Origin of the sequence: Pseudomonas sp., assembly GCF_028293835.1 — a bacterium.
Classification (GTDB): domain Bacteria; phylum Pseudomonadota; class Gammaproteobacteria; order Pseudomonadales; family Pseudomonadaceae; genus Aquipseudomonas.
Map to the genome: position 1 here is coordinate 19,558 of NZ_JAQGNX010000084.1, position 23,165 is coordinate 42,722.

At 57.6% G+C, this 23,165-nt stretch carries 21 protein-coding genes; 7 read left to right on the top strand and 14 right to left on the bottom strand.

The window, feature by feature from the left end; all coding sequences use genetic code 11:
• Nucleotides 1-23 precede the first annotated feature (23 nt).
• Nucleotides 24-944 carry a LysR substrate-binding domain-containing protein gene (locus JWR17_RS10500; protein WP_299830899.1) on the bottom strand — a complete coding sequence of 307 codons (921 nt, stop codon included), beginning with the start codon at nt 942-944 and terminating at the stop codon, nt 24-26.
• A gap of 152 nt (nt 945-1,096) precedes the next feature.
• Between JWR17_RS10500 and JWR17_RS10505 the strand changes: the two genes are divergently transcribed.
• A complete protein-coding gene (locus JWR17_RS10505; protein ID WP_299830901.1) occupies nt 1,097-2,494 on the top strand; it encodes a NorM family multidrug efflux MATE transporter in 1,398 nt (465 codons plus the stop codon).
• Nucleotides 2,495-2,565: 71 nt separating this feature from the next.
• Here JWR17_RS10505 and JWR17_RS10510 read toward each other — a convergent pair whose 3' ends face one another.
• Nucleotides 2,566-4,239: a bifunctional diguanylate cyclase/phosphodiesterase gene (locus JWR17_RS10510; protein WP_299830903.1), complete on the bottom strand. Its 1,674-nt coding sequence runs from the start codon at nt 4,237-4,239 to the stop codon at nt 2,566-2,568.
• Between the two features lie 203 nt (nt 4,240-4,442).
• Here JWR17_RS10510 and rep point away from each other — a divergent pair, with 203 nt between their 5' ends.
• The gene (gene rep / locus JWR17_RS10515) at nt 4,443-6,452 is read left to right on the top strand and encodes a DNA helicase Rep (protein WP_297839002.1); all 2,010 of its coding nucleotides are present in this window, start codon (nt 4,443-4,445) and stop codon (nt 6,450-6,452) included.
• Nucleotides 6,453-6,498: 46 nt separating this feature from the next.
• Nucleotides 6,499-7,071: a xanthine phosphoribosyltransferase gene (locus JWR17_RS10520; protein ID WP_299830905.1), complete on the top strand. Its 573-nt coding sequence runs from the start codon at nt 6,499-6,501 to the stop codon at nt 7,069-7,071.
• A 102-nt stretch (nt 7,072-7,173) separates the two neighbouring features.
• Here JWR17_RS10520 and JWR17_RS10525 read toward each other — a convergent pair whose 3' ends face one another.
• From JWR17_RS10525 to dadA, 6 genes are all read right to left on the bottom strand, one after another.
• The gene (locus tag JWR17_RS10525; protein WP_299830907.1) at nt 7,174-9,117 is read right to left on the bottom strand and encodes an acetyl-CoA hydrolase/transferase C-terminal domain-containing protein; all 1,944 of its coding nucleotides are present in this window, start codon (nt 9,115-9,117) and stop codon (nt 7,174-7,176) included.
• Nucleotides 9,118-9,338: 221 nt separating this feature from the next.
• Nucleotides 9,339-9,767: a c-type cytochrome gene (locus JWR17_RS10530; RefSeq protein WP_299830909.1), complete on the bottom strand. Its 429-nt coding sequence runs from the start codon at nt 9,765-9,767 to the stop codon at nt 9,339-9,341.
• Nucleotides 9,768-9,957: 190 nt separating this feature from the next.
• Nucleotides 9,958-10,506, bottom strand: coding sequence for a cupin domain-containing protein (locus tag JWR17_RS10535; RefSeq protein WP_299830911.1), 549 nt, complete (start codon nt 10,504-10,506; stop codon nt 9,958-9,960).
• 161 nt (nt 10,507-10,667) lie between these two features.
• On the bottom strand, nt 10,668-11,741 hold the full coding sequence (gene alr, locus JWR17_RS10540; RefSeq protein ID WP_299830913.1) for an alanine racemase: 1,074 nt from the start codon (nt 11,739-11,741) through the stop codon (nt 10,668-10,670).
• 126 nt (nt 11,742-11,867) lie between these two features.
• The gene (locus tag JWR17_RS10545; protein ID WP_299830915.1) at nt 11,868-12,221 is read right to left on the bottom strand and encodes a RidA family protein; all 354 of its coding nucleotides are present in this window, start codon (nt 12,219-12,221) and stop codon (nt 11,868-11,870) included.
• Entirely contained in the window at nt 12,193-13,494 is a 1,302-nt protein-coding gene (gene dadA, locus JWR17_RS10550) for a D-amino acid dehydrogenase (protein WP_299830917.1), read from the bottom strand. The genes JWR17_RS10545 and dadA overlap by 29 nt, the downstream gene beginning before the upstream one ends.
• A 155-nt stretch (nt 13,495-13,649) precedes the next feature.
• Between dadA and JWR17_RS10555 the strand changes: the two genes are divergently transcribed.
• Nucleotides 13,650-14,138, top strand: coding sequence for an Lrp/AsnC ligand binding domain-containing protein (locus tag JWR17_RS10555; RefSeq protein WP_299830919.1), 489 nt, complete (start codon nt 13,650-13,652; stop codon nt 14,136-14,138).
• A 12-nt stretch (nt 14,139-14,150) separates the two neighbouring features.
• Here the strand turns inward: JWR17_RS10555 and JWR17_RS10560 are convergent, their stop codons facing one another.
• On the bottom strand, nt 14,151-14,504 hold the full coding sequence (locus JWR17_RS10560; RefSeq protein WP_299830937.1) for a YkgJ family cysteine cluster protein: 354 nt from the start codon (nt 14,502-14,504) through the stop codon (nt 14,151-14,153).
• Between the two features lie 148 nt (nt 14,505-14,652).
• Between JWR17_RS10560 and JWR17_RS10565 the strand changes: the two genes are divergently transcribed.
• Nucleotides 14,653-15,966 (top strand): FAD-binding oxidoreductase, encoded by a 1,314-nt coding sequence (locus JWR17_RS10565; RefSeq protein ID WP_299830921.1) that lies wholly within the window; start codon nt 14,653-14,655, stop codon nt 15,964-15,966.
• Nucleotides 15,967-15,991: 25 nt separating this feature from the next.
• Here the strand turns inward: JWR17_RS10565 and JWR17_RS10570 are convergent, their stop codons facing one another.
• Complete coding sequence (locus tag JWR17_RS10570; protein WP_299830923.1) at nt 15,992-16,225, bottom strand: DUF1127 domain-containing protein; 234 nt, start codon at nt 16,223-16,225, stop codon at nt 15,992-15,994.
• Between the two features lie 179 nt (nt 16,226-16,404).
• Between JWR17_RS10570 and JWR17_RS10575 the strand changes: the two genes are divergently transcribed.
• The gene (locus tag JWR17_RS10575; protein WP_299830925.1) at nt 16,405-17,826 is read left to right on the top strand and encodes a PLP-dependent aminotransferase family protein; all 1,422 of its coding nucleotides are present in this window, start codon (nt 16,405-16,407) and stop codon (nt 17,824-17,826) included.
• A gap of 13 nt (nt 17,827-17,839) precedes the next feature.
• Here the strand turns inward: JWR17_RS10575 and JWR17_RS10580 are convergent, their stop codons facing one another.
• From JWR17_RS10580 to rpmB, 4 genes are all read right to left on the bottom strand, one after another.
• A complete protein-coding gene (locus tag JWR17_RS10580) occupies nt 17,840-18,985 on the bottom strand; it encodes an MFS transporter (RefSeq protein WP_299830927.1) in 1,146 nt (381 codons plus the stop codon).
• Between the two features lie 77 nt (nt 18,986-19,062).
• Entirely contained in the window at nt 19,063-20,556 is a 1,494-nt protein-coding gene (locus JWR17_RS10585; RefSeq protein ID WP_299830929.1) for an aldehyde dehydrogenase, read from the bottom strand.
• Nucleotides 20,557-20,767: 211 nt separating this feature from the next.
• Nucleotides 20,768-20,923, bottom strand: a complete 156-nt coding sequence (gene rpmG / locus JWR17_RS10590; RefSeq protein WP_297835398.1) for a 50S ribosomal protein L33 — start codon at nt 20,921-20,923, stop codon at nt 20,768-20,770.
• Nucleotides 20,924-20,934: 11 nt separating this feature from the next.
• Complete coding sequence (rpmB, locus tag JWR17_RS10595) at nt 20,935-21,171, bottom strand: 50S ribosomal protein L28 (protein ID WP_219063049.1); 237 nt, start codon at nt 21,169-21,171, stop codon at nt 20,935-20,937.
• A gap of 362 nt (nt 21,172-21,533) precedes the next feature.
• Between rpmB and JWR17_RS10600 the strand changes: the two genes are divergently transcribed.
• The gene (locus tag JWR17_RS10600; protein WP_299830931.1) at nt 21,534-23,132 is read left to right on the top strand and encodes an ABC transporter substrate-binding protein; all 1,599 of its coding nucleotides are present in this window, start codon (nt 21,534-21,536) and stop codon (nt 23,130-23,132) included.
• Nucleotides 23,133-23,165: the final 33 nt, after the last annotated feature.

Below are 23,165 nucleotides of genomic sequence, written 5' to 3' on the forward strand. Positions count from 1 at the left end.
GACGGCTGGACCACAACCCCCGTCTATTTGAGGATTTCAACCGTGGGCAAATCCATTGCCTGCACTTCCCCCTGAAGAAAATCACTGAGACGGCGTAAGCGTTCACCACCGGGGCGAGTCTTGGGCCAGACCAGATAGTAGTTTTCGCCACTGACCACCGCCGTAGGCCAAGGTAAGCTCAGACGTCCTTGAGCCACGTCTTCGGCGACCATGAGCAAATCCCCCATGGACACCCCATAGCCTCGGGCTGCGGCAATCATGCCAAGCTCCAGGGTGTCGAAAAGTTGCCCACCTTTCAATGAAACCTGGTCCAACAGACCCATGCGTTCCAACCAACTGCGCCAATCGCGGCGATCCGGCGTGGGGTGCAGCAATTCAGCGCTGGCTAAACGTGCAACATCCCATGGCTGATCTTCAAGCAAGGTCGGCGCTCCGACTGGAATCAGCAGCTCAGGAAACAGATAAGTCGCCTCCCAGTCCGCTGGAAAATGCCCGCGGCTGAGCAACACGGCGCAATCGAATGGCTCTTGGGTGAAGTCAACGCTTTCGATGTCCATCCAGGCGCTGGTCAGTTGCACTTCATTGCCGACCTGCAGATGACGGAAGCGACTCAGACGCGCCAGCAGCCAACGCATCGTAAGCGTAGACGGTGCTTTCATGCGCAGGACGCCATCTTCTGCACGCAACGTGCTGCAGGCCCGCTCCAAGGCTGAAAAACCCTCGCGCACCCCGGGTAATAGCAACCGTGCTGCCTCAGTTAGTTGCAGGTTGCGGCCGCTACGTTGAAATAAACGGCACGCAAAGTGCTCTTCCAGGGTGCGGATATGACGGCTGACCGCACTTTGGGTGATTGATAACTCTTCGGCGGCCCGGGTAAAGGAGCTGTGGCGCGCAGCAGCTTCAAATGCACGAAGCGCATAAAGCGGCGCGAGACTACGAGACATACACAGCACTCCTGAAGCGACATTCGACTACTGTACCTGATCCGCCATCAGATGAGTTTTACTCATGCCACGCATCGGTTTTATCCCTTTGTGTCTAGTTCGTTAAGCGCCGAGAATCAACGACTCAGAAAACCCTTACACCGAGCATCTCCATGCAATCTGCCGCTATCAAAGCCCCTTGGATAAATGAGCTCAGGACTATCCTGCGCTTGGCCGGGCCGCTGATTGCATCGCAGATGGCGCACATGCTCATGGTATTTACCGACACCGTGATGATGGGACACTTAGGCCCCGATGCCTTGGCGGGCGGCGGGCTGGGCGTGGCGAGCTATAACTTGATTGCGTTCTTTTGCGTGGGCGTTATCGCTGCCGTTGGGACGCTTGTGGCGATACGTCACGGAGCGGGCGATCTGCTCGGCGTGGTTCGTCTGGCTCAAAACGGGCTGTGGCTGGCGTGGGGCATGGCGCTGATCGCGGCCACGCTGCTGTGGAACCTTGAGCCGATCTTGCTCCGGCTTGGCCAGACCCCATCGAACGTACACATAGCAGGTGAATTCCTGCTCACTCTTCCCCTCGCCCTCCCCGGTTTGTTGAGCTTTATGGTGTTGCGCGGGTTCACCAGTGCCTTGGGACGTGCAGGACCGGTCATGGTTATCAGTATTGGCGGCGTGGTTGCGAACTTCTGCTTCAACTATGCGCTGATACATGGCTTGTTTGGCTTGCCGCACTTGGGGTTGATGGGCATCGGTTTGGTCACCGCACTGGTGGCCAACGGCATGGCCTTGCTGTTGGCGCTGCACATTCATCGGCATTCTGCTTACGCTCGTTATCCTATCTGCCAAGGCCTGATGAGCCCTTCGCTCACGTACCTGAAAGAGTTATGGCGTTTGGGATTACCCATTGGCGGGACCTATGCGGTCGAAATCGGCCTGTTCACATTTGCGGCGTTTTGCATGGGCGCCATGGGTCGCTCACAAATGGCTGCGCACCAGATTGCCCTGCAATCGGTATCGATGGCGTTCATGATTCCGGTGGGGATTTCCTATGCGATGACCATGCGCATCGGTGCCCATTATGGGGCCGGCAATCTTCAGCAAGCGCGCCTGGCCGGGCGTGTGGGTATCGCGTTTGGCTCATTGATGATGCTGGGCTTTGGGCTGCTGTTCTGGCTGGCGCCCTACTTCGTAGCCGGCCTGTTTCTGGACTCCGCCAACCCGGCCAACCGCGAAGTAATCGAACTCACCGTGAAATTGCTGGCGATCGCTGCATGGTTCGAATTGTTCGACGGCGCTCAGACGCTGGCCATGGGTGCGATCCGCGGGTTCAAAGACGCCAAGACCACGTTCATGATTGGCCTTGCTTGCTATTGGCTGGTGGGCGCACCTGCGGCGTGGACCTTTGGCTTTTACGCCAACGGCGGAGCAACTGGCGTGTGGTGGGGGTTGGCACTGGGCCTGGCGTGCGCGGCATCGGCGCTGATCGTGGCCTTCGAACGCAAAACCTCACGCCTGTTGCGCCAAGCGCCGGAGCGTGAGGCGGTATTGGCCTGAAAGTGGCGCGGTTTATCCGGATTACCGCGTTGCCGCCCTCGCCAACACGTTGGCTCCTACAGCAGGTGATTCTAGATGGCTTGCACTTGACCGACCTTTTCATGCTGGCCGAAGGTTAAATACTCCACCAACTCATTTAGCGGCAGCGGCTTGCTGATCAGGAAGCCTTGAACCTGATCACAGCCGAAGTCGCGCAGCAACGCCAGCTGTTCCGGGGTCTCGACACCTTCGGCTACGACTTCGAGGCTGAGGTTGTGCGCCAGGTTGATCATGGCATGAACCAGCTTGCGGTTCTCTTCGCGCAGCTCCATACCCCCGACGAAGCTTTTATCGACTTTGAGCAAAGCGATCGGCAGGCTATTGAGGTGCACGAACGACGAAAATCCGGTACCGAAGTCATCCAGGGAAAACCTGACGCCCAGACGGCCCAACGCATCCATGGTTTGCTTGACCAAATCACTGCGGCGCATCACCGCTGTTTCGGTCAATTCAAATTCCAGCCAGCGCGCGTCGACTCCGCGTTCGGCGATCAGTCGGCTCAAGGTGGAAAGTAACTGACTGTCCTGAAATTGGCGGAACGACAGATTGACCGCCATGTGCAGGGCAGGAATCCCGCGTTCGCGCAGGTCTTGCATGTCACGCAGCGCACGTGAAATGACCCAGTAACCCAGTGGTACGATCAAGCCGCTTTGCTCGGCCAACGGCACGAACTCGCTGGGTGGCAACAAACCGCGTTCGGCATGACGCCAGCGAACCAACGCCTCCAGGCCAACAATACGACCATCGCCCAACGACAAGCGTGGCTGGTAATGCAGCTCCAGCTCATCACGGCGCAAGGCCTTTCGCAGTTCCGTTTCCAGGTCGGCCAGGCTTCGCGCGTTGCGGTTGATTCGCTCATTGAAGATATGAAAGGTACAGCCCTGAGTGCTTTTGGCTTGCTGCATGGCGATGTGTGCATGCCACATCAACGGATCAGCGCCAGCCTGAGCGCGTGCGTGAGCGATACCCAGGCTGCAACCAATCAGCAGACTTTCGCCATCGACCCAATACGGCTCGGCCATGGCTTCGATAATGCGTTCGGCCATCCATTCCGCGCGTTGTGGGGCGCGGCGGGTGTCGATCAGCAAAGCAAACTCATCACTGCCCAGTCGCGCCAACTGATCGCCGGCCTCAAGCTGGCTTTTAAGCCGCGAGACCACTTGCAGGATCAATCGGTCGCCGGCCTGGTGACCCAAAGCATCGTTGGCGTGGCGAAAGTTATCCAGGTCCAGGTGCCCAAGAGCCAGACCGCGCCCGTCGTTGTCGGCCAAACGAGCGGCCAACAAGGTCTGGAAACCCTGCCGATTGGCAATACCGGTCAGCGGGTCTTGCTCGGCCAAGCGCTGCAGGGTGTTTTCCAGCACACCGCGTTCGCGCACGTGCCGCAAGCAACGGCGAACCGTGTCGCCGTTAAGAGCACTGCGCACCAACCAATCACTTACGCCGTCTGGAGGGCCTGACGGCTCGTCGTCGAGCAGCATAATCACCGGCAACTTACAGCGTCCCGGCGCAGGCTGTAATTGGGGTGTGGTCATCAATACCGCATTTCTTCCGTCATCGAACAGGCTGCTGACGTCCTCCCAACTCGGGGCGCAGACCAGCGTTACTGTGTCCCCCAAAGGAGCCAGGCACTCGCGCAACAAAGCCGGCCACTCTGGCTCTGAGGCCAGTAGCAGCAAACGCAAGGGTTGGACAGGCGTTGACAAGCTCGCTCCCTAGACTCACTAAAAATCGTTGGTGAAACAGCGGATAATTCCTGGTTCAGGAGCCATTCAATGCGCATCCTGCGCGAAAGTAACAAAACGGGCAAATTTAGATCGCGTGCTACGTCACAGTGTCAGACGATGACCGCACAAATGTTTGATCCTGTTAAAATGCCCGGCTACTTCTCAAGCGACCCCTTTTCGTCATGTCCCGACTCAATCCCCGGCAACAAGAAGCCGTGAACTATGTCGGCGGCCCTCTTTTGGTGCTCGCCGGTGCAGGCTCCGGCAAAACCAGCGTGATCACCCGCAAAATCGCGCATTTGATCCAGAATTGCGGCATACGGGCGCAGCACATCGTCGCCATGACATTTACCAACAAAGCCGCGCGGGAAATGAAAGAGCGCGTCGGCACCTTGTTGAAAGCGGGCGAAGGCCGCGGCCTGACCGTTTCTACGTTTCACAACCTTGGCATGAATATCATCCGCAAGGAATATGCGCGGTTGGGCTACAAACCCGGCTTCTCGATTTTTGATGAGACGGACGTCAAATCCTTGATGACCGACATCATGCAAAAAGAGTATTCGGGCGACGATGGAGTCGACGAGATCAAAAACATGATTGGTTCGTGGAAAAACGAATTGATCATGCCAGCCCAAGCCCTGGAGAACGCACGCAACCCCAAGGAACAAACTGCCGCTATCGTCTACACCCATTATCAGCGCACGCTCAAAGCGTATAACGCCGTAGACTTTGACGACCTTATTCTGGTGCCGGTGAAGCTGTTCCAGGAGCACGCCGACATTCTTGAAAAGTGGCAGAACAAGGTTCGCTACTTGCTGGTGGATGAATACCAAGACACAAACGCCAGCCAATACTTGCTGGTGAAGCTGCTGATCGGTACCCGTCATCAATTTACCGTAGTGGGCGACGACGACCAGTCGATTTACGCCTGGCGCGGTGCACGGCCCGAAAACCTGATGCTGCTGAAGGACGATTACCCGTCGCTGAAAGTGGTCATGCTGGAGCAGAACTATCGCTCCACCAGTCGCATCCTGCGTTGCGCCAACGTGTTGATATCGAACAATCCCCACGCGTTTGAAAAGCAACTGTGGAGCGACATGGGTCACGGTGACGAAATCCGCGTGATTCGCTGCCGCAACGAAGATGCGGAAGCCGAACGGGTGGCCGTCGAACTGCTGACTCTGCACCTGCGCACTGACCGGCCTTACAGCGACTTTGCCATCCTGTATCGCGGTAACTATCAGGCCAAACTCATCGAGCTCAAGCTCCAGCACCACCAGATTCCCTATCGATTATCGGGCGGCAACAGCTTTTTCGGACGTCAGGAAGTGAAAGACCTGATGGCTTACTTTCGATTGCTGGTGAACCCCGATGATGACAACGCCTTCTTGCGCGTGATCAACGTCCCACGCCGGGAAATCGGCTCGACGACCCTGGAAAAGCTCGGCAACTACTCCACCGAGCGCAAGATTTCGATGTACGCCGCCACCGACGAAATCGGTTTGGGCGAACACTTGGACAGTCGCTACACCGACCGTTTGCAACGCTTCAAGCGCTGGATGGACGGTGTTCGTCAGCAATGTGCGCAAAACGACCCAATCGCGGCATTGCGCAGCATGGTCATGGACATCGACTACGAGAACTGGCTGCGGCAGAACAGCTCCAGCGAAAAGGCCGCTGACTACCGGATGTCAAACGTCTGGTTTCTGATCGAGGCGCTGAAGAACACCCTGGAAAAAGACGAAGAAGGCGGCATGACCATCGAGGAGGCCATCGGCAAGCTGGTCTTGCGTGACATGCTCGAGCGTCAGCAGGAGGAAGAGGACAACGCCGAGGGCGTGCAGATGATGACGTTGCACGCGTCCAAAGGATTGGAATTTCCATACGTGTTCATCATGGGCATGGAAGAAGAAATCCTGCCGCACCGTTCCAGTATCGAAGCCGATACCGTTGAAGAAGAACGCCGTCTGGCGTACGTCGGCATCACCCGTGCACGGGAAACTCTAGCCTTCACGTTTGCCGCCAAGCGCAAACAATACGGCGAAATCATCGATTGTGCGCCGAGCCGCTTTCTTGATGAGTTACCGCCCGATGACCTCGCCTGGGAAGGCAACGACGACACGCCAGTGGAAGTAAAAGCCGTTCGCGGCAACACAGCACTGGCCGATATCCGCGCCATGCTCAAACGCTGAATCTTGATTAATTACTGCGCGCATTCGCGCCGCCTGAGGAAACATCGTGGAAGCACTGCATCAGAAAATTCGTGACGAGGGCATCGTCCTTTCAGACCACGTACTGAAGGTGGACGCGTTTTTAAACCATCAGATCGACCCGGCGCTGATGCAGCTGATAGGCAATGAGTTCGCCACGCTGTTCGCTGATTCGGGCATCACCAAAATCGTCACCATCGAAGCGTCGGGCATTGCCCCGGCGGTTATGACCGGGCTGAAACTGGGCGTGCCGGTGATTTTTGCGCGTAAGCATCAGTCATTGACCCTCACGGAAAACCTGCTGTCGGCGACGGTGTATTCGTTCACCAAGCAAGTGGAAAGCACCGTCGCGATCTCGCCTCGGCACCTGACCAGCAGCGACCGCGTGCTGATCATTGATGACTTTCTGGCCAACGGCAAAGCTTCCCAGGCGCTGATTTCAATCATCAAACAGGCCGGCGCCAGCGTTGCTGGTATCGGCATCGTGATCGAGAAATCCTTCCAGGGCGGCCGCGCTGAACTGGATGCCCAGGGCTATCGCGTCGAGTCCTTGGCCAGGGTCAAGTCGTTGACGGGCGGAGTGGTTACGTTTTTGGAGTGAGCTGAAGGACCTCTCGCCAAAACGTTGGCTCTTATCAAACAACGCTTAACTTATTGACTTAAAAATAATCTGTAGGAGCCAACTTGTTGGCGAGACGGTATCTCACATAGCTGAATCTGTAGCCTGCAACCCCGCCAGAAGCAATCTCTGAAACAGCTCCTCCTTCAAACCCTGTGGCTCTGCCAGTTGCATGCGCGCAAGGTGGGCGGGGTATGCGCCGGGCTCTGGCGCGTCCAGCGTCGCCTTGCCCAGTTGCACAATCTCGGTCAGTTTGAATTTGCTTTTCAGCCAGTTCAGCGCGCGCAGCAAGTCCTTTTCTTCAGCGCTGAAATCACACCCCAGCGGGTACTCCGGAAAGAGATGTGCATACCGTGCCTGCGACGCCTGGAGTCGCTCGGGGGTGTTGTCGGTACAGCGCGGGTCCAGTCTAAAATCAGCGGGCAGTTTGCCAACTTTCTGCGCCTGTTCGATCAAGCCGGTTTGAAAGCGTGAATCGCTGATGTTCAGCAGTGCCTCAATCACATTCGCGTCGGTCTTTCCGCGCAAATCCGCGACGCCATATTCGGTGACCACGATGTCGCGCAAGTGCCGGGGAATGGTGGTATGGCCGTACTCCCAAACGATATTGGAACTGACATCGCCACCGGACTCCCGCCAGCTGCGCAACATCAGCACCGAGCGCGCGCCCTCCAGCGCATGGGCTTGAGCGACGAAATTGTATTGACCACCAACACCGCTGACCACGCGCCCGTCTTCCAACTGATCGGCGACGGCCGCCCCCATCAAGGTCATTTTGAACGCGCTGTTAACGAAGCGCGCATCGCGACGCTGTAGGCGCTTGAGCTCTTCGTTGCCGTACAGCTCGTTGATGTAACTGATTGCCGTCATGTTGAAACGGCTTTTCTGCGCCATGGAGAACTCGCCCAGGCGCTGGTAAAAACTGCGCGGTCCGAGGAAAAACCCACCGTGAACCATGACTCCGTCGGGGTGTAACGTCTCGTCCAGGGTGCCGGCGTTAGCCTGGCGCTGGAGGTCGATATCGGCATACACCTTGCGCCGCACGATACCGGCATCGACCAACACCAACAAACCATTGACGAACATCTCACTGCATCCATACACGCCTTGAACGAACGGTTGCATACCTCCCTCACGCTCGACCAACCCTTGCCAAGAGGGGGTGGCGTCCAACGCGTCGAGCAGGCTCCGGTAGCTACCATTATCCGCGTGTCGAGCCAGCAATGCTGCGGTCAACGCATCGCCCATGGACCCAATGCCAATCTGCAACGTGCCGCCGTCGCGCACCAGGGTGCTGGTGTGCAAACCAATGAAATGGTCCTGAAAACCCACCGGCATGTTGGGTGTGGAAAATAACGTGCTGTGGTCTTCGTCCTCCAGCAACAGGTCGAAATCACCCACGTCGAGTTCTGCATCGCCGGGCATGTACGGCAGGTCGGCATGAATTTGACCGAGCAACAGGATGGTCTCACCGGCCGCCCTGCGTTTGGCAATCATTGGCAACAAGTCGAGGGTCACGTCGGGGTTGCAACTTAAACTTACGCGGCCAGTGCGCAGTGGATCGCGAGCCACCAGCTGCGCCACCAGATTCAAGCCGTTGGCATTAATGTCGCGCGCGGCATGGCTGTAATTACTGCTGACGTAGTCCTGCTGCGCGGCGTGGCTGTTGAGCAAGCTGCCCGGCAGCATGAAGAACTGCTGGACACGAATGTTCGACGGCAAACTGTCGCGGTGCAGAGCAGCGAGAAAATCCAGCTCTGGATAATCACCGAACACCTGGTCGACGAAAGGTCCAAGAAAGCGGCCCTGCAACCCCTCGCCTATCTCCGGACGCCCAAGGCACAACGCGGTATAAATTGTCAGTTGCCGCTCGGGCAGTTGCCGGACCCGTGCGTACAACGCGTTGACGAACAGATTGGGTTTGCCCAATCCCAGGGGCAGGCCCATGTGGATGTGGGCGGGCAGTTGCGCGAGTACTTGGTCGACGGCGTGTTGGACAGCATGTTCAGCGGAGCGTGACTGCGGCATTTAACCCTCCCGGTACATCCTTGATTTCAGGTTGGACCGAGCTTGCCGGGTGTTTACTGCAAAGGACAGAGCCGCGATTCATTCATTGGTAAACATCTATAAGGGGATTGCGCGCTGTCGCGCAGCAAACTCGCCACTGCAGGAGCGCGCTTGAAGGGGTTTCAGACGGAAAGCCGCGCAAAAAAAAGCCGGCCCGAGGCCGACTTTTTTGTCGAACTGAATTATTTCAGACCAGACATTTGCGAGATAGTGGCTTTCAGCTCTGCATCAGAGCAATCAGCGCAGGTGCCTTTAGGCGGCATCGCGTTGACCCCGGTGATGGCTTTTGCCAAGAGGCCATCAAGGCCGCCTTGTTCTTTGGCGCGCTTGCCCCAGTCAGCCGCATCACCGATTTTCGGCGAACCCAGCAGACCGGTGCCGTGGCAGGCGTTGCAGTGACCGGCAATGATGTCGTCCGGGGTTTTTGCCCCGCCGCCAGCGCCAGCCGATGCAGCAACGTCCATCCCTGCGCATTCCTTGCCTTGAACGCAGACTTGTCCTACTGGCTCCAGACGTTTGGCAATATCGTCAGTGACCGTAGCTTGGGCGGCAACGGCCCAAAGGGCCAATACGACGGCGGGTACTGCCAGTATCTTATTAATTAGGTTCACGCTTACACCCTCATGGTGACTAGTCACGCCCCAGTCCACAGCTTCGGGGCGGACGCAAGTATAACGGTTAGCCGGCAGCTCCGAAACAACCCCATAGTCGCAGGGGACATTATCGGAACTCAGGCCTTGGGATGGACGCTACAGGCTTCTGTCCGAGAAGCGCGCCTCTCGTTACAGGGTGTAATTTAATTCAAAAATTCGCCGGCGTCGCTGCGCTAATTAGTCGCGCCGGTTCGTCGAACGGGTTACGGAAGCGATGGGGCTTGGTGCTTTCGAAATAATAGCTGTCGCCCGCCTCGAGGATGAACGTCTCGGCACCTACTACCAGCTCCAACCGGCCCTCAAGCATGATTCCGGTTTCTTCGCCTTCATGAACGAGCATTTCATCCCCGGTGTCTGCACCTGGAGGATAGATCTCACTGAGAAATGCGATAGCCCGACTTGGGTGCGCCTTGCCCACCAGTTTCATGGTGACAGCACCGTCGGAAATGTCGATCAGCTCGCTGGCCTTGTAAACCACCTGGGTCGGGTTTTCCTGCTCCGGTTCTTCTGAAAAGAACTCGACCATGGACATCGGTATGCCGCCCAGCACTTTCCTCAGAGAACTGATCGATGGGCTGACGCTGTTCTTCTCGATCATGGAAATAGTGCTGTTGGTCACGCCCGCTCGCTTGGCGAGCTCACGTTGGGACAGACCTTTGAGTTTGCGAATGGATTGCAGTCGTTCACCGACGTCCAATGCTGGAGTCCCCCTATTGGTCAGGTGTGGTCGAAATGAACGTCATGATGGCCATAGCGTTCAGTATTTACAACACTTCGACCGCTAACCAATTGGTGAAAGTCCCATCCGCTTATCGGGGGGAAATCAACAGAGGGACAGCACCGGCGAATCGCTGCCGGTCAGACGCCGTAATAGAGCCTCGGAACGCGGCGCAGGTTACAAAAAATCTGATAGGGAATGGTTCCGGCGTGGGCGGCAACGTCGCTGGCCAGCACATTTTTACCCCACAATTCGACTTGGCTGCCAAGCCCCGCCTGAGGCACATCGGTCAAGTCTACGCATAACATGTCCATGGACACACGACCGAGCAGACGGCTCGGCGCGCCGTCAATGGCAACCGGAGTGCCTGTGGGCGCGTGACGCGGGTAACCATCCGCATAACCCAAGGCCACTACGCCGACACGCATCGGCCGATCCGTGACAAACCCACCGCCATAACCAATAGGCTCGCCAGCAGGCAAATCGCGCACGCAGATGACTTTCGATTCCAGGGTCATGACCGGCTGCAGATGAGCGGCCACGCTTTGCGGCTGATCGAATGGCGTAGCGCCGTACAGCAAAATACCGGGGCGCACCCAATCGCTTGGGATGGTTGGCCAACCCATTACCGCTGGCGAGTTACGCAAACTGATCGGCGCATTCAGCCCTTGGGTAGCGGCTGTGAATATCGCCACTTGTTCGTCGCTACGCGTGGAGTCCAGTTCGTCGGCCCGGGCGAAGTGGGTCATCAGCACGACATGCGCGACCTTTCCACTGCTGAGCAGGCGCTGGTAACCGGGCATGTAGTCGGCGGGGTGCAGGCCGACCCGGTGCATGCCCGAATCCAGCTTTAGCCAGACCGTTAGCGGTTTGGCGATGCTGGCTTGCTCGATGGCCTCGAGTTGCCACAGGGAATGCACCACACACCAAAAATCGTGCTCGACGATCAGTGGCAGCTCGCTGGCCTCGAAAAATCCCTCCAGCAGCAAAACAGGTGCCCGAATCCCCGCCTCGCGCAGCTCCAGCGCCTCTTCGATGCACGCCACGGCAAATCCATCGGCCTCGGCTTCCAGCGCTTGGGCACAGCGCACGGCGCCATGGCCGTAGGCATCGGCCTTGATCACCGCGAGCGCTTTGGCACCGCTGGTTTGGCGGGCTAGCTGATAGTTATGACGCAGGGCTTGCAGATCGATCAAAGCGCGGGCTGGACGCATGGCGGCGGGATTCTGAGGTGAGTAGAGATAACCTGTAGGGAGCCAACCTGTTGGCGAGCGGCGTATCTGACACCGCCAAAAAAGCTCGCCAACACGTTGGCTCCTACAGAGCATTTACTTAATGAATTAAGGCAGCGCTGCAACCACTGACAGTTCGACCAGGATCTCTGGCTCGCACAGCTTCGACTCAACGGTGGCGCGAGTCGGTGCGTTACCCTTTGGCAACCACTTGTCCCAAACGCTGTTCATTCCGGCGAAATCCGCATCGATGTCTTTCAGGTAGATAGTCACAGAGAGAATCCGTGAGGTATCGGTACCCGCCAAATCCAGCAAGCGCTCGATGTTGGCCAATGCCTCGCGGGTTTGCTGCTCGATGTCGCCGGTCATGTCATCGGCCACTTGCCCGGCCAAATACACGGTGCCGTTGTGGACGACGATCTGACTCATGCGGTCATTGATGAGCTGGCGCAGGATTGCCATGTTTTACGATCTCCCGGGTTTTACCGTAGCGAGATATATCGAGGCCTTCAGCGCTGATCTGAGGTGTTTTGAGGGCTATCAAATCAGCCAACAAACGACCCGAGCCGCAAGCCATGGTCCAGCCAAGTGTGCCGTGGCCGGTATTGAGGAACAGGTTGCTGAACGGTGTGGCGCCAACAATCGGCGTACCGTCGGGCGTCGTTGGGCGCAGGCCGGTCCAGAAACTGGCTTGCGCCACATCACCGCCCTGAGGATAAAGGTCGCCGACGATCATCTCCAGCGTTTCGCGCCGATGAGGGTTGAGCGTCAGATCGAAACCGGCAATTTCCGCCATGCCGCCCACACGAATGCGGTTGTCGAAACGGGTGATCGCGACCTTGTACGTTTCGTCGAGAATGGTCGATGTTGGTGCCATGGCCGGGTTAGTGATCGGCACCGTCAGCGAGTAGCCTTTAAGCGGATACACCGGAGCACGAATTCCCAACGGCTTGAGCAATTGTGGCGAATAACTGCCCAGTGCCAGCACATAGCGATCAGCGGTTTCCAGCTTGCCATCGATCCACACGCCATTGATTCGGGCGCCGGCGAAGTCCAGCCGCTCAATGGACTGACCGAAACGGAATTCAACGCCCAACTTAATGGCCATTTCGGCCAGGCGAGTGGTGAACAGCTGGCAATCACCGGTCTGATCGTTCGGCAGACGCAATGCCCCGGCGAGGATATTGGTCACGCCCGCCAGTGCCGGTTCAACCCGAGCAATGCCCGCGCGGTCGAGCAGTTCGTAGGGCACGCCAGACTGCTGCAGGACGGCAATGTCTTTTGCGGCGTTATCCAGTTGCTCTTGGGTGCGAAACAATTGGGTCGTACCGAGGCTGCGGCCTTCGTAGGCAATGCCGGTTTCGATACGCAGTTCATCCAGGCAATCACGGCTGTATTCGGACAGACGCACCATGCGCTCTTTGTTCACGGCATAACGGCTGGCCGTGCAGTTGCGCAGCATCTGCGCCATCCACAGGTATTGGTCGATGTTGGCAGTGGCCTTGATTGCCAGTGGCGCGTGGCGCTGCAGCAACCATTTAATGGCCTTAAGCGGTACGCCTGGGGCCGCCCATGGCGATGCATAGCCAGGAGAGACTTGTCCGGCATTGGCGAAACTGGTTTCCATGGCCGCCGCGGGCTGGCGATCGACCACAGTCACCTGGAACCCGGCGCGAGCCAGATAATAGGCGGTCGTCGTACCGATCACACCGCTACCAAGGACCAGAACTCGCATGATAAATCCCCCAATCGCGGATATCCGCTGACGTTTATGCTTAAGAGCAAAGATATGCCCAGTATAAAAACCAATGGGCAGTGCCTTTCACTATATAAACACCTATATTTGGCGATAATTCTCGGCAATAACGCCTTTCGTAGAGGAGGTTTCACATGCGGACTCAGCACCAGACCAAACGTGAGCTGGACAAAATCGATCGCAATATTTTGCGCATCCTTCAAGGGGACGGCCGAATCTCATTTACCGAGCTGGGGGAGCGCGTGGGATTGTCCACCACGCCGTGTACCGAGCGGGTGCGCAGGCTTGAGCGTGAAGGGATCATCATGGGCTATAACGCCCGCCTGAATCCCCAAGCCCTTAAGGCAAGCCTGTTGGTTTTCGTTGAAATCAGCCTGGATTACAAGTCAGGCGATACCTTCGAAGAATTCCGTCGCGCCGTGCTGAAATTACCCCATGTGCTGGAGTGCCACCTGGTGTCCGGCGACTTCGATTACTTGGTAAAAGCACGGATTTCAGAGATGGCGTCGTACCGTAAATTGCTCGGCGACATCCTGCTTAAACTTCCCCACGTGCGCGAATCCAAGAGCTACATCGTCATGGAAGAAGTGAAGGAAAGCTTGAGTCTGCCAATTCCTGAGTAAATCCCGCAGCGTTCAGACTAAAACCTGACGGGTACTGGCGATGTACTCATGCACCATCTTCTCGGTGCGGGGATGAATCATCTCCACCGGGCGGCGGCCGTTGGGGCATGGCAAGGTTGGTGTTGTACCGAACAGCCGGCAAATAAGCGGACGCTCTTCATACACCGTGCAACCATTGGGACCCAGGTGCACACAGTTCAATTCGTCCATCGCGGCCTCTTGCTCGGCGGCAGTCTTGCGCGGCAGACGAGACATTTCCTCGGATGACGTCGTCACCGGCCCACAGCAATCGTGGCACCCCGGCACGCATTCGAATGACGGGATCTGCTGGCGAAGAAAGCGAATTTTCTGGCTGTTGCAGCTCATCGAAGCGATTACCGAAAGAAACATCAGGCGGGATTTTGCCTCACTTGAGCCCCATGGGACAGCGCCACCGAGCCGAACCTTGATCGTCGCCAGCGCTGACGCCTATGCTGCGTCAAGATTTCCAAACATCACAAACAGGAAAAACAACATGAACGCCCGCGTTCAGCAGCCGCTTGCCAGCGACCCGCACACCGCCTCGTATTACGCCGCCAGTAGCCATGCGCAGCCGGATCATCCGGCACTGGCGGGCGAATTGAAGGTTGACGTCTGCGTAGTGGGCGGCGGCTTTACCGGGCTGAATACGGCCATTGAACTGGCCGAGCGCGGCTTGAGCGTGGTCTTGCTGGAAGCGCGCAAAATCGGTTGGGGCGCCAGCGGGCGTAATGGCGGGCAATTGATTCGTGGCGTCGGTCATGGTTTGGAACAATTCAGCTCGGTGGTCGGCAGCGAGGGCGTGCGTCAGCTGAAAGTAATGGGTTTGGAAGCGGTAGACATCGTGCGCCAGCGCATACAGCGGTATCAGATCGAGTGTGACCTGACGTGGGGTTACTGCGACCTCGCCAACAAGCCCCGCGATTTGATTCACTTGGCCGAAGAGGCTGAGCAATTGCTAGCCCTTGGCTACGCCCATGAGTTGCAGCTGCTCCAAGCAAACGAAATGCACCGTGTGGTGGGATCAGACCGTTACGTTGGCGGCTTGGTCGACATGGGTTCTGGTCACCTCCACCCGTTGAACCTGGCGCTTGGCGAGGCGAGTGTTGCGCAGATGCTGGGCGTACAGATACATGAGCACTCCACGGTAACCCGCATCGATTACGGCCCGCACATTCACGTGCACACTGCCCGCGGCTCCGTGCGCGCCGATACTCTAGTGCTGGGCTGCAATGCCTATCTAAATGACCTGAACCCTGAGCTAAGCGGCAAAGTCTTGGCTGCTGGCAGCTACATTATCGCGACCGAGCCGCTGAGCCTTGCCCAGGCCAATGAGCTGTTGCCGCAGAACATGGCGGTCTGCGACCAACGAGTGACGGTCGATTATTACCGGCTTTCAGCGGATCGGCGCCTGCTGTTCGGTGGCGCCTGTCATTACTCGGGACGTGACCCGAAGGACATTGCGGCCTACATGCGACCGAAAATGGTGGAGGTGTTTCCGCAGTTGGCTAGCGCCAGAGTCGACTACCAATGGGGTGGAATGATTGGCATCGGCGCCAATCGCTTGCCACAGATTGGCCGGCTCAGCGGTCATCCCAATGTGTATTACGCCCAAGCCTATTCTGGCCATGGCTTGAACGCTACGCACCTGGCCGGTCGGCTGCTGGCCGAGGCCATCAGCGGCCAGCACAGCGGTGGGTTCGAGCTGTTCTCCCAAGTGCCACACATGACTTTTCCTGGCGGCAAAGCGCTACGCTCGCCGCTTTTGGCACTGGGCATGTTGTGGCACAGGTTAAAGGAACTGCGCTGATCAGCCGGATTTATCTGCCGGCTAGTCAGACCCGCCAGAAGGGTTTCAAGCCTTCAGTACGGGCCTGCTCCCGGGTAATACCAATGTCCCGCAACTGATCGGCGTCCAGTTCAAGCAGCACCTTACGGGTGACCCAGCGATGGCGGAAAACACCCCAGCGGCTGGACGCTGGCGCGCAGCTCAGATTGATCGCTAGCCCCCGCGCATCCAGCAATTCCTGACCGTGCAGCATCAGCCGTACATCGCTTATCCCGTTCATCTTCTTACCCTCCGTTGCCGATTTACCTATGGCTAAATCATGACGAAGGAAGCAAACTCATTACAGATGCAAAAAATGTTAATTTCTTCCATACAGAATGTATGTAAGACGCTCTGAATCCTGTATTTTGCTGGAATCTGTACTGGTCAACCGCAACGGTAATCTGTCGAGAGTACGCTATGACCCTCTACGTCAACCTCGCCGACCTGCTTGGTCAGCGCATCGAAAATGGCTTCTATCGCCCCGGCGACCGCCTGCCTTCAGTGCGTGCATTAAGCCTGGAACACGGGGTAAGCCTGAGTACCGTGCAGCAGGCGTATCGTTTGCTGGAAGACAACGGCTTGGCAGCGCCGAAGCCCAAGTCGGGCTATTTCGTGCCGGTAGGCCGCACAGCCCCTGCCTTGCCCGCCGTGGGACGCCCCGCACTACGGCCAGTGGAAATTTCCCAGTGGGACCAAGTGCTTGAATTGATCCGCGTGGTGCCGAACAAGGACGTGATTCAGCTAGGCCGTGGCATGCCGGATATCACCAGCCCAACGCTGAAGCCATTGTTGCGCTCGCTGGCGACCATCAGTCGCCGACAAGACATGGCCAGCCTGTATTACGACAACATTTACGGCACCCACGGCCTGCGGGAACAGATAGCTCGATTGTTGCTGGACTCCGGATGCCAGCTCACGACCAATGATTTGGTGATCACAACGGGTTGCAGCGAGGCGCTGTCCACCAGCATCCGCGCGATCTGCAAGCCTGGGGACATCGTTGCGGTGGATTCACCGAGCTTCCATGGGGTGATGCAGATGCTCAAGGGCTTCGGCTTGAAAGCGCTGGAAATCCCGACCGACCCCATCACCGGCATTAGCCTCGAAGCGTTGGAGTTGGCGTTGGAGCAGTGGCCAATTAAAGCCATTCAGTTGACCCCCAATTGCAATAATCCGCTGGGCTACATCATGCCCGAGGCGCATAAAAAGGCCTTGCTGACCCTGGCTCAGCGCTATGACGTGGCGATCATTGAAGACGATGTGTACGGCGACTTGGCCTACACCTACCCGCGACCGCGGACGATCAAGTCCTACGACGAAGATGGCCGCGTCCTGCTGTGCAGTTCGTTTTCGAAAACCCTCGCCCCAGGGGTGCGCATTGGCTGGGTCGCGCCCGGTCGTTATTTGGAACAAGTGCTGCACATGAAGTACATCAGCACTGGCTGCACTGCCACCCAGCCTCAATTGGCCATCGCTGAGTTCCTCGAGGAGGGGCATTACGAACCGCATTTGCGGCGGATGCGCGGGCAATATCAACGCAGTCGCGATCAAATGACTGACTGGGTCATGCGCTATTTCCCACAGGGCACACGGGTTAGCCGACCCCAAGGTGGTTTTATGCTGTGGATCGAGCTGCCAGAGGATTTCGACACGTTACGCCTGAACCGCGCGTTGCTCGGCCAAGGCATCCAGGTGGCGGGAGGCAGTATTTTTTCAGCAGCGGGAAAATATCGGAATTGCCTGCGAATGAATTACGCGTCCAAGCCCACCGCCGAGATTGAAAACGCTGTGAAAACGGTAGGCTCAACCATAGCGCGCTTGCTGAGCGAAACCGTGTGACCGCCACTCGCCCCTAGGCCATGGCCGGTTGCACACCGAACGCACCCCGGCGCAGGGACAGGATCACCAGACCTAACGCGCCTGCCGCCATCAGCAGCGGCAATGCATGACCGCTAACCCATTGGCTGCCAGCCCCCGCGGCCAATGGCCCCAACAAACAGCCAATACCCCATAGCTGGGCAACGTGAGCGTTGGCACGCACCAGCGCGTCATCGCGATAGCGCTCGCCGATCAGGATCAGCGACAGGGTAAACAGTCCGCCAGCGCTGGCACCAAACAGCACCCAAACCGGCCAGATCAATGCCGTGTCGATGAGCAACGGCACGGCCAGGCTCGACAGCATTAACATCAGCGCACACCCCGAGAACAGGGTTCGTCGGGATATCCGGTCAGCCAGGGCGCCAATCGGCAGCTGCAACAATGCATCGCCGACCACCACGGTGCTGACCATGAACAACGAGATTTCTGGAGTGAAACCCTGTTGCAGGCAATAAATGGGCAGCAGCGTCAGGATCATGGCTTCGAATGCGGCGAACAGCGCAATCGCCCAGGCAATCGCCGGTAGCCCTCGACAAAACCCGAACAGGTCGTTGAAGGTCACGTTGCATGCCTCGGTGCTGGGAGCGCCAGTGCGGCCCAGCAGTAAGCACGGGGAAACGATTAACAACCCGGCGCCCAGCCAAAATCCATAATCGGCCTCCGTTCCGACCACGCCCAACAGCAACGGCCCCGCCAGTTGGCTAAGGGCGTAACTGCTGCCGTAAAGGGCGACCAGGCGACCGCGCCAGCGCTCGACCACCAGTTGATTGATCCAGCTTTCGCCAAGGATGAATACGATGGTCAGAATCACCCCGATCAACAGCCGCAAGACCACCCAAACCGGATAACTCGGTAGCAAGGCGAGCAAACCAATGGACAGCGCCCCGCCCCACAGGCACAGACGCATCAGCAGCGGCGTGCCGAAATGCGCCGCGAGGCGACTGGCAACGCTAGCGCCAGCCAGAACTCCAATGGCGGGCATCGCCGCCATGACGCCGATGGCGAAAGCCCCATATCCCCAGGTTTCCAGCCGCAGCGAGACCAGCGGCATGCTGACACCCAGGGCCAGGCCGACGCTCAGCACCGAAGCCAGGACAGCAAAATAAGTAGCCCAACGCATTTTTTATTAGATCCATAAAAAGCCTTCGCCTGTAGCAGCCAACTTGTTGGCGAAGGGCCTGACTCGGGGTTCCGGGATTACAACTTGATCCAGGTCGCCTTCAGTTCGGTGTACTTATCGAACGCGTGCAGTGATTTATCGCGGCCATTACCTGATTGCTTGAAGCCACCGAACGGTGCGGTCATGTCACCGCCATCGTACTGATTGATCCACACGCTGCCCGCACGCAAGGCCTTGGCGGTCAGGTGAGCTTTCGACAGGTTGGCGGTCCACACGGCTGCCGCCAGGCCATACGGCGTGTCATTGGCGATCTGAATGGCTTCTTCAGCGGTATCGAACGCAAGCACCGATAGCACCGGGCCGAAAATTTCTTCTCGGGCGATTTTCATCGCGTTGGTCACACCGTCGAAAATGGTCGGCTCGACATACGTACCGCCCGTCTCTTGCATAATGCGCTTACCGCCTGCGACCAATGTGGCGCCGTCGGCGTGACCCGATTCGATGTACGACAGCACGGTATTCATTTGCTGGGTGTCGACCAGCGCCCCGACGTTGGTGTCCGGGTCCAACGGATTACCGGGCTTCCAGGCTTTCAACGCTTCGATCACCAGCGGCAGAAACTGATCCTTGATGGAGCGTTCGACCAGCAGGCGGGAGCCGGCGGTGCAGACTTCCCCTTGGTTGAAGGCAATTGCGCTGGCGGCCGACTCGGCTGCCGCCTGCAGGTCAGGCGCATCGGCAAAAACGATATTCGGGCTTTTGCCTCCCGCTTCGAGCCAAACGCGCTTCATGTTCGACTCGCCGGAATAGATCAGCAACTGCTTGGCGGTGCGGGTCGAGCCGGTGAATACCAGGGTGTCGACGTCCATGTGCAACGCCAGCGCCTTGCCCACGGTGTGACCATAGCCTGGCAACACGTTAAACACGCCTGCCGGGATGCCGGCTTCAACCGCCAGCTGGGCCACGCGAATGGCGGTCAATGGCGATTTTTCCGATGGCTTGAGTATCACCGAGTTACCGCTAGACAGTGCCGGACCGAGTTTCCAGCAGGCCATCAATAACGGAAAATTCCACGGCACGATGGCCGCGACCACACCGATGGGCTCACGGGTCACCAGACCCAACTGATCATGAGGCGTTGCGGCTACTTCGTCGTAAATCTTATCGATTGCTTCACCGTTCCATCTCAAGGCCTGAGCCGAACCTGGAATATCGATGTTCAACGAATCACTGATGGGCTTACCCATATCGAGGGTTTCGAGCAACGCCAGTTCTTCTACATGCTCGTCCAATAAAGCAGCGAATTGGATCATGGCAGCTTTGCGTTTTACCGGAGCCAAACGCGACCAGACCCCAGAATCAAAGGTAGCGCGAGCGCTATCCACGGCCCGCTGGGCGTCAGCGGCATCACAGCTGGCAACTTGCGCCAGCAGACGGCCATCGACAGGGCTGAGGCATTCGAAAGTGGCACCGGAAACGGCAGCGGTGTATTCGCCATTAATGTAAGCGCGGCCTTCGATTTTCAGATCGCGGGCGCGTTGTTCCCAGTCAGCACGAGTCAGGGTGGTCATTCGAGTGTCCTCCTGTTGTATTTTTGGATACGGATGGCATCCGCTAAAAACAATGATCACCCTAAACCAAGTGCACCGGGTATTTCCAATATATTTGACACTTATGGGGAAACGGCGACCTGCCGTTCATTTTATTCAACATAATCACAAATTTCAGGTACAAAAAAGCCCGCCTTCTCAGGCGGGCTCTTTCGTAAGAAGGAAAAATCAATTACTTGATTTTGGCTTCTTTGTACATCACGTGCTTGCGAGCTACCGGATCGAATTTTTTGATTTCGATTTTATCCGGAGTAGTGCGCTTGTTCTTATCGGTGGTGTAGAAATGGCCTGTGTTAGCGCTCGACACCAAACGGATCAATTCACGCATGACTTTCTCCCTTAGACCTTAGCGCCATTGGCACGGATTTCGAGAAGAATGACATCAATGCCACGCTTGTCGATGATACGCATGCCTTTAGCAGATACGCGCAGACGCACGAAACGATTCTCGGACTCGACCCAGAAGCGGTGATGCTGCAGGTTCGGCAGGAAACGACGACGGGTTTTGTTGTTTGCGTGGGAAATGTTATTCCCAGTCACCGGACCCTTACCGGTAACTTGACAGACTCTCGACATGTCTCAGCCCTCTAAAAACCACATGCCCAACCCGGCATGGGTTGGCCGCTTAATCTCTCAGTTGGCGCCAGGCGCCGCGTTTCTTTAGGGGTCTTACCGGCTACACCTACAAACGAAGGAACCGGGCCCCTAGAAAAGAGCGCTGCTTTATACCAGAAACCCTGCGATGCAACAACAACGCATGTAAATAACCCTTTTCGCGCAGCCTGTTTATTGGCCATCGGCTCAGTCATTGCGGGCCACGGCAGGAAATCGACCACTCGTCGCACCAGACCGATTGTCCTGCGCCGATGCATAGTCTAGGGTTAGTCCCTTACCAGACTGCGCCCGCAGATGGGGCCCTATCTGACAGGAATATTGCCATGCGTCTTACGCGTTTCGCTGCCCTACCCCTTCTGCTCGCCCCCTTGCTCTGCCCAATGATGGCTCAGGCGGCGACCACGCTCAGCGTCTGCACCGAGGCCAGCCCCGAGGGCTTTGACGTCGTGCAATACAACTCGCTGACCACCACCAACGCCTCAGCGGACGTGCTGATGAACCGGCTGGTGGAGTTCGACGCGCAAAGCGGCAAGGTGGTGCCGAGTCTGGCCGAGAGCTGGAAAATTTCCGACGACGGCCTGACGTACGACTTCAAGCTACGCTCAGGCGTGAAGTTTCACCACACCGAATACTTCAATCCGACGCGCGACCTGACCGCCGAAGACGTGCAATTCAGCTTCCAGCGCATGCTCGACCCGGCCAACCCGTGGCATAAAGTCGCCCAAAGCGGCTTCCCGCATGCGCAATCGATGCAACTGCCGGCGTTGATCAAAGGCATCGAAGCACCTGACGCACTCACGGTGCGTTTCGTTCTGACACACCCGGACTCGACCTTCCTCGCGACCCTGAGCATGGGTTTCGCGTCGATTTACTCCGCCGAATACACCGCGCAATTGCTCAAGGCTGGCACCCCGGAAAAACTCAACAGCCAGCCGATCGGCACCGGCCCGTTCGTGTTCAAGCGTTTCCAGAAAGACGCCGTGGTGCGTTACGCCGCCAACCCGGATTATTTCGCCGGCAAGCCTGCAGCAGACGCCTTGGTATTCGCCATCACCCCGGACGCCAACGTGCGGCTGCAGAAGATTCGGCAGAATGAATGCCAGATCACCCTGTCGCCCAAGCCACTGGATATTCAGGCTGCCAGCAAGGATCCAGCGCTGAACGTCGTCAAAAATGCTGCGTTCATGACGGCTTTCCTGGCGATCAACAGTCAGCACCCACCGTTGGACAAGCCTGAAGTGCGCCAGGCGATCAACCTCGCCTTCGATAAGCCGGCTTATCTCAAGGCGGTGTTTGAAGACACAGCTGAACCGGCCAACGGCATTTATCCGCCAAACACTTGGGGTTACGCCAAAGACCTGCCCGGCTATTCGCACGATCCAGCCAAGGCTCGTGAACTGCTGGCCAAAGTCGGCCTGAAGGACGGCTTCAACACCACCATCTGGACCCGACCGTCTGGCAGTCTGCTTAATCCTAACCCGAGCGCCGGCGCCCAGTTGCTGCAGGACGACCTGGCCAAGGTCGGGATCAAGGCCGAGATCAAGGTGATCGAATGGGGCGAACTGATTCGTCGCGCCAAGGCCGGCGAGCATGACTTGTTGTTCATGGGCTGGGCCGGTGACAACGGCGACCCGGACAACTTCTTGTCCCCGCAATTTTCCTGCGCGGCGGTGACGTCCGGCACCAATTTCTCGCGCTACTGTGACCCGACGCTGGACAAGCTGATCACCACAGGCAAGGCCGCCAGTGATCAAGCCCAGCGCATCGACCTGTATCGGCAGGCGCAAACGCTAATCCAGCAGCAGGCCCTGTGGCTGCCGTTGGCGCACCCGACCGCCGCCGCGCTGACTCGCAAAGACGTACAGGGTTATCAGGTCAGTCCGTTCGGACGGCAGGACTTTTCCCACGTGACCCTGAAATAACAGTGCTACCCTGTGGGAGCAGGCTTGCCTGCG

What these genes read in the sequence shown, in the direction of transcription:
- alr (WP_299830913.1), bottom strand. Translation starts at nt 11,741, where the DNA reads ATGCGTCCAGCCCGCGCTTTGATCGATCTGCAAGCCCTGCGTCATAAC.
- JWR17_RS10555 (WP_299830919.1), top strand. Translation starts at nt 13,650, where the DNA reads ATGCGGACTCAGCACCAGACCAAACGTGAGCTGGACAAAATCGATCGC.
- JWR17_RS10560 (WP_299830937.1), bottom strand. Translation starts at nt 14,504, where the DNA reads ATGAGCTGCAACAGCCAGAAAATTCGCTTTCTTCGCCAGCAGATCCCG.
- JWR17_RS10500 (WP_299830899.1), bottom strand. Translation starts at nt 944, where the DNA reads ATGTCTCGTAGTCTCGCGCCGCTTTATGCGCTTCGTGCATTTGAAGCT.
- rep (WP_297839002.1), top strand. Translation starts at nt 4,443, where the DNA reads ATGTCCCGACTCAATCCCCGGCAACAAGAAGCCGTGAACTATGTCGGC.
- JWR17_RS10570 (WP_299830923.1), bottom strand. Translation starts at nt 16,225, where the DNA reads ATGAACGGGATAAGCGATGTACGGCTGATGCTGCACGGTCAGGAATTG.
- JWR17_RS10600 (WP_299830931.1), top strand. Translation starts at nt 21,534, where the DNA reads ATGCGTCTTACGCGTTTCGCTGCCCTACCCCTTCTGCTCGCCCCCTTG.
- rpmG (WP_297835398.1), bottom strand. Translation starts at nt 20,923, where the DNA reads ATGCGTGAATTGATCCGTTTGGTGTCGAGCGCTAACACAGGCCATTTC.
- rpmB (WP_219063049.1), bottom strand. Translation starts at nt 21,171, where the DNA reads ATGTCGAGAGTCTGTCAAGTTACCGGTAAGGGTCCGGTGACTGGGAAT.
- JWR17_RS10525 (WP_299830907.1), bottom strand. Translation starts at nt 9,117, where the DNA reads ATGCCGCAGTCACGCTCCGCTGAACATGCTGTCCAACACGCCGTCGAC.
- JWR17_RS10565 (WP_299830921.1), top strand. Translation starts at nt 14,653, where the DNA reads ATGAACGCCCGCGTTCAGCAGCCGCTTGCCAGCGACCCGCACACCGCC.
- JWR17_RS10575 (WP_299830925.1), top strand. Translation starts at nt 16,405, where the DNA reads ATGACCCTCTACGTCAACCTCGCCGACCTGCTTGGTCAGCGCATCGAA.
- JWR17_RS10545 (WP_299830915.1), bottom strand. Translation starts at nt 12,221, where the DNA reads ATGGCAATCCTGCGCCAGCTCATCAATGACCGCATGAGTCAGATCGTC.
- JWR17_RS10580 (WP_299830927.1), bottom strand. Translation starts at nt 18,985, where the DNA reads ATGCGTTGGGCTACTTATTTTGCTGTCCTGGCTTCGGTGCTGAGCGTC.
- JWR17_RS10505 (WP_299830901.1), top strand. Translation starts at nt 1,097, where the DNA reads ATGCAATCTGCCGCTATCAAAGCCCCTTGGATAAATGAGCTCAGGACT.
- JWR17_RS10585 (WP_299830929.1), bottom strand. Translation starts at nt 20,556, where the DNA reads ATGACCACCCTGACTCGTGCTGACTGGGAACAACGCGCCCGCGATCTG.
- dadA (WP_299830917.1), bottom strand. Translation starts at nt 13,494, where the DNA reads ATGCGAGTTCTGGTCCTTGGTAGCGGTGTGATCGGTACGACGACCGCC.